The following is a 5,187-nucleotide window of genomic DNA, read 5'->3' as shown; positions in this document are numbered from 1 at the left end:
TCCAAGGGGCGGCAACCCCTCAAAGCCCATAAACGAATAGCATTCGCTATCACGCTTTTCCTACGCTCTTGATAGCAGAATGCCAGAATCACCGCAAGCTTAACGCTTCGGAGAAATGGATATTTATGGCGAAACCCTATGAATTTGATCCTGGAAAAGGCTTTGTTGCTTTACCTTGTGAGATCATGGACATCGACTTAACTCCTGGTGCATTTCGTCTACTTGTCGAATTGTGCCGCATGGCCAATCGTACTGGTGAGTGTTGGCCTTCTCTTGGCCAACTCAGCGACCGCATTGGCCGCTAAAAGGCCTCGATCTCTGATTACATCTCGGAACTGCGCGACGTGGAGCTGGTTGAAACCATCAACCAGAAAATGGCGAATGGATATAATTATCGTTTGAAATATTGCGTTACCTTTTGGCACAAATGGCGTTCACTGCTAGGAGCCAAGCAAGCGTAAAAAAGCGTTCAAGAAAGTGAATGCAGCGTTCAGCCAATTGAACGCAGAGTAAACTCTAAAAAACATATCCAGAAAAACCACTCATCTAGGAAATCTCTTTTGGAAGACACTGAACAGGCACAGTTAGTATCTGTTTTTTCTAGATGGTCTAATCTAGCAAAGTCAGCTCCCTTCCCAAGTTTCAATGGAGAAGTATCCTTGGAATTGATTGAGGCCACTAAAGCGATCACACTAACGCGAAAGCCAAATAGAATTAGCTTTAAAAAACTCATATTAAAGCAAAAACAGCTCTGGAATTATCTGAGCGTTGATCACACTCATTCTGATCTGCATGCTCAATGCGAACGTCTTCGCGAACGTGGGATCACCGATTCGGGATATCGCGCATTTGAGCAAACTGTTCAGGCGACATGGAAACCGTTTTGGCAAAAACCGCCTACAGAAACTCAATTTGAGCAGCTCCTTGAAAGCTCTCAACAATACAACAAATCTGAATCTATGTTGAAAATGCTGAAGCAGTACTTGCGCAGATGGGAAATATCGCAAAAGAAGTTGCAACGACCAAGCGCTTCACCCAACCTATCGTTAAATCAAGCCGCTTGAGTTAGCTCTCAGGCCCATTTTCACTTCTATATCCGCGGATATATTTTATGGCTTATGGAAATTTCGAGCAGTTCATTCGCAACATGACGCGTGTTATGGGCAGTGTGAACACTAAATTGCAACGTGATTTAACATTGCGAACCCGCGTGGCGCGCCGGTTTTCTATGACTGAGGTTGCTGAGTTGCTTGCCGTCGATGTCACCTATCTGGCCCGTATCTCTAATGAGGAGGCGGAATTTCCGATTGGTGAAAAAATTGGCCGTGAACGTACTTTTTCACCACCGGAAATTATGCTCATCAGGTCAATAATCGGATCAAACAAAGGCGCGCGTCGACAGCATCTACATTGGCGCAAACCGAGCAAACCTGTGAAAGTCGTAACTTTTGGGGCACAAAAAGGTGGAACGGGCAAAAGCCTGTCAGCCGCCCATTTTGCCCAATACGTTAATCTCTTTTACGGGCTGCGTGTTGGTGTGATCGACGCCGACCCGCAAGCAACTGTTAGTCTCTATTTCGCAGATGAATCGCTTCCTTTGTTTCAGCCAGAAACCCCTACCCTCGCGGATTTTATGGGGGTTGATAATCCAGGTTCAGAGACGTTGAACACGCCTAGTGCTGACGAATTAAACAAGATCTGGCAACAAACGCCTTGGCCCGGCATCAAACTTATCCCAGGCGGTGCTAATATTCAGAACGGCGATATCAGTCTGTTTTTCCTGTCTCGCCAATCGCAGGTTCCAGTTTACCGCATTTTGAAAGAAGCCATTGGTTGTTGGGACGGTGAATACGGTGCCAAAACAACGGCAGCAGATCTGCGTCGCAAGGACGGCAGGTTTGACATGGATGCCTATGCCCAAGCATTGGACGAAACTGTTGATGTCATTGTAATCGACCAACAGCCATCTTTAACTTTGATGCAGCTTAACGGATTGATCGCCTCAGACACGGTCATTATCCCGCAAACTATGAAGGGGTTCGATCTTGCAACTCTTTCAACATACGTGTCCAATATTGGTGAATACCTTGAATTCATCATGGGGTTCGAGGCGGATATCGAGATAGGGAAAGGCAAACATGTCGTCCTTCCGACGATTGTGCAGGAACAAAACAATCAAGATACGGATCAGATTTTAGATCTTTATCGACGCGCCCCACGTGAAATTTTGCAAGTGTGGTACAATCGATCTGATGCGATCGCGAATGCGTCTGAAGAGTACAAAAGCATCTATGAATACCTGCCACCCAAATCGCGGCGCACCTCTGCCCGTGCGTTTATGAAGAATGCAAATGCCGTGAACGATGCATTAGTTCAGCGGGTTTGGCCTGAACTCCCGGGCCGCGGATTTGCGGATGAATTTATCAAAGAGCGCTGGAGCTAAGACATGGCTAAAAAACGTAAACTTGACGCTGGATTGCCCCCACTTGAGGAAGAGGCAATCACAGATGCGCCCAAGCCGGCGATGGGTGGTATGTGGGCAGGCTCTGCTATGAACCTACTGAAGCAACGTATTGAGGACACCCACGGGTCGCTCGTTCTTGGTATTTTGAACGGAACGGTTGCACTCTCACTTGCTCCCTTTCAATTGACCGATGCGGCAGGAAGCGATCGAATCGGCGATTGGCAAGCTGATGACGCATTTGAAGCACTGAAAGCCAACATCAAAAGACGTGGTCAAATCCAACCAATTCGCGTGCGTCCAGTGGATGAAGATTGGCAGCCTGACGCGGAAACACCACTGCGCACCGACGCTATGTTTGCGATCCAGTCTGGCCGCAGACGCGCTGAGGCATGCAAGCAATTGGGGTTACCTGTGTTGGCTATTTTGTCAACGGACGAGGGTGATGCTGCATTGGCCGACTTGGAAGAGCGCTTCCACGAGAATACGATGCGCAAGGACTTGAGCGGTTTTGAGGAATTGCTGTCGGTTGGTTTATTGGCCGAGAGTCTGTCGGACTTAACACAAGAAGAAGTCGCAGAACGCTTGTCAGTGAGCCAAGGCGATGTTTCACTTGGTCTGGCCTGCGTGTCGTTGCGCGAAAAAATCATTGCAGAGGTTGATATTCAAGCGACGCCAAAACGCGCGTACAGGGCGATTATTCCAAAGCTCAAACGCGGTGTAACACCTGCGCCCTTGTCTAAGGTAGAATCTAAGTCTGGGGCTTATGCGGCCGGTGGTATATCCGTGGATATAAAATCAGGGCAGGGTGGGTTTACTATGAAAGCCAAAGGCGCTGGATTAACCGAAGTTGACGCCCAAGAGCTTGCTAAAGACTTAGTCATCTTCCTCGCCGATCGCCGAATTACAGGTGGTAAGTGAGCCTATTTGGGCAGATGCCAGATGGGCGCGCTGTCCACGCGGTAGACTTAAAAACCGACCGACTAAGCGTAAAAGTTTTGACCTATGGTGCAAGCTTGCAATCCGTCCGTATCGACGGCGCGCAGACGTTGTTGGGCAGTGACGATCTAGCCGATTACTGGGGGCCGTTGAATTATGCTGGCGCTATTGTTGGACGGGTTGCTAATCGGCTTGGCAATGGATCTGCGATTATCAACGGACTGCCTGCCAAGCTAACTGCAAATGAACCAAGTGGGGCGAGCCTTCACGGTGGGCCTGATGGGGCTAGCGAACAACTTTGGACGCTGGTTGAAAGTGGATCGACGCATGTTATGTTAAGTCTGCACATGCCTGATGGGCACATGGGGTATCCCGGTGCCTTAGACGTGCACGCGCGCTATGAGGTCGACGGCACCACCTTGCGCCTTGAGATAAGCGCGCAGGCGGATAAAGAGACGCTTTGTAGCTTTGCGTCGCACGGGTATTGGAACCTGTCTGGTGAGGCAAATATTGATGCACACAAGATGAAGATAACAGCGACCCGCTATTTGCCCGTGGATGGGGACCAAATCCCAACGGGTGAGGTGGCGGATGTTCAAGGAACGACCTTTGACTTCACTGCGACGCGACCTGTTGCAGGCGCAGTGATGGATCATAATTTTTGCCTCAGCTTGGAACGCGAAAAACTACGACCAGTGTTCTGGCTTAGTAGCGGGCAGAGCGGTGTTGCGCTTGAGATTGCGACGACAGAGACGGGTTTGCAGGTCTATGATGCACGCCATATGGATCGCGCCGCGCTGGCGGTTGAACCGCAGATTTGGCCGGATGCAGTGAACCACGACGAATTTCCATCAATGGTTCTGAAACTAGGCGAAACTTACAGCACAGTGACCGAATTCAGGTTTTCAAAGAGCACGCATTCCTAGGCGTACAGCGCAGTTCGGGTTCTGCTTGAGGATATGTTCCCCTAAAGAGTGCGCAAGGTCCTTGTGGCCCGTGTCTACGGCCTTGTTGAACAGCACGCGCTGATAGCGTGGGGATGTTTTGCGGGTGCGCAACAGCTTGTAGTAGTCTTCGCTTGTCAGGGTTCCATCTAAAGCACCCAGAATGATCGGGGACAGGATGCCCATCTGATTAAGCGAACTGCCCAAACGATGACCGAGTAAAGGCGCGCGCAAGTGTTGAACGTTTTTGCCTGTGAAACGGGCCGCATGTTGGGCATCAAGAGGTTCATAGGGATCATACAAGATTAAGACCCTATTCGCTGCTTTAGACACTTTCGAGGCGTCACCATACTTGCCGTTGAAGTCTCGATCCCACACCACCCTGTAGCGGCTTTCCCAAGGCACCACAGACTTGTCCACGGTGCTTTGTGGAGAAATGGCCACGACGTCACATCCCGGAGCAGCAGGGGAGAACGCGCAGGCCGCATATCCACCCATGGATGCGCCGTAGAATACCACGCGTTTGAACAGTTTGAAGAAACCGTCATTCTTGAGTTGATCGAACTGATCACTGACCCATTGTTCGCAGTACCATGTCCAGCCACCTGCCAGCACGCCCAGCATGGACCAACCTTGATCCTTGATGAAGCTATAGCCCCAAGGACGGCGATCTTCGTGTTTCGTCATAGCAATATCGAGGTTGTCGAAGGTCACGACCAAGGTATCGCTAGAGCGCGGCATGTAGAGAAAGCTATGGCCATTGGTGCCGGTTCGATACCAGCCGTCTTTGCCAGCAAGCTCGGTTGCAATCTTGTCCCAGCTTCCTTCGGGATCGGTGGGTTC

General features: G+C 50.1%; 5 protein-coding genes and 1 pseudogene. 5 read left to right on the top strand and 1 reads right to left on the bottom strand.

Going from position 1 to position 5,187, the window contains the following annotated elements; all coding sequences use genetic code 11:
- Positions 1 to 125: 125 nt before the first annotated feature.
- The 5 genes from QZ279_RS15715 to QZ279_RS07000 all read left to right on the top strand — a co-directional run bounded on the left by QZ279_RS15715 (position 126) and on the right by QZ279_RS07000 (position 4,326).
- A complete protein-coding gene (locus QZ279_RS15715) occupies positions 126 to 305 on the top strand; it encodes a helix-turn-helix domain-containing protein (RefSeq protein WP_366513900.1) in 180 nt (59 codons plus the stop codon).
- 255 nt (positions 306 to 560) lie between these two features.
- Positions 561 to 1,064: a hypothetical protein gene (locus QZ279_RS07015; RefSeq protein ID WP_293449540.1), complete on the top strand. Its 504-nt coding sequence runs from the start codon at positions 561 to 563 to the stop codon at positions 1,062 to 1,064.
- Between the two features lie 47 nt (positions 1,065 to 1,111).
- A complete protein-coding gene (locus QZ279_RS07010; RefSeq protein ID WP_293449538.1) occupies positions 1,112 to 2,443 on the top strand; it encodes a ParA family protein in 1,332 nt (443 codons plus the stop codon).
- A 3-nt stretch (positions 2,444 to 2,446) separates the two neighbouring features.
- Positions 2,447 to 3,382, top strand: coding sequence for a ParB/RepB/Spo0J family partition protein (locus QZ279_RS07005; RefSeq protein ID WP_293449536.1), 936 nt, complete (start codon positions 2,447 to 2,449; stop codon positions 3,380 to 3,382).
- Positions 3,379 to 4,326 carry an aldose epimerase family protein gene (locus QZ279_RS07000; RefSeq protein ID WP_293449534.1) on the top strand — a complete coding sequence of 316 codons (948 nt, stop codon included), beginning with the start codon at positions 3,379 to 3,381 and terminating at the stop codon, positions 4,324 to 4,326. Before QZ279_RS07005 ends, QZ279_RS07000 begins: the two co-directional genes overlap by 4 nt.
- Here QZ279_RS07000 and QZ279_RS06995 read toward each other — a convergent pair.
- Positions 4,306 to 5,187: pseudogene (locus QZ279_RS06995) on the bottom strand (hypothetical protein); the annotation flags it as partial. The gene QZ279_RS07000 and the pseudogene QZ279_RS06995 sit on opposite strands and share 21 nt — an antisense overlap.

It is taken from the genome of Planktotalea sp., assembly GCF_018607965.1.
In the GTDB taxonomy this organism is placed as follows: domain Bacteria; phylum Pseudomonadota; class Alphaproteobacteria; order Rhodobacterales; family Rhodobacteraceae; genus Planktotalea.
Note: the sequence above shows the minus strand (reverse complement) of the source record. Positions and strands in the feature narration are given on the sequence as shown.

Excerpts from the sequence above, each read along its gene's own strand:
- QZ279_RS07005 (WP_293449536.1), top strand. The coding sequence starts at position 2,447 with ATGGCTAAAAAACGTAAACTTGACGCTGGATTGCCCCCACTTGAGGAA.
- QZ279_RS15715 (WP_366513900.1), top strand. The coding sequence starts at position 126 with ATGGCGAAACCCTATGAATTTGATCCTGGAAAAGGCTTTGTTGCTTTA.
- QZ279_RS07010 (WP_293449538.1), top strand. The coding sequence starts at position 1,112 with ATGGCTTATGGAAATTTCGAGCAGTTCATTCGCAACATGACGCGTGTT.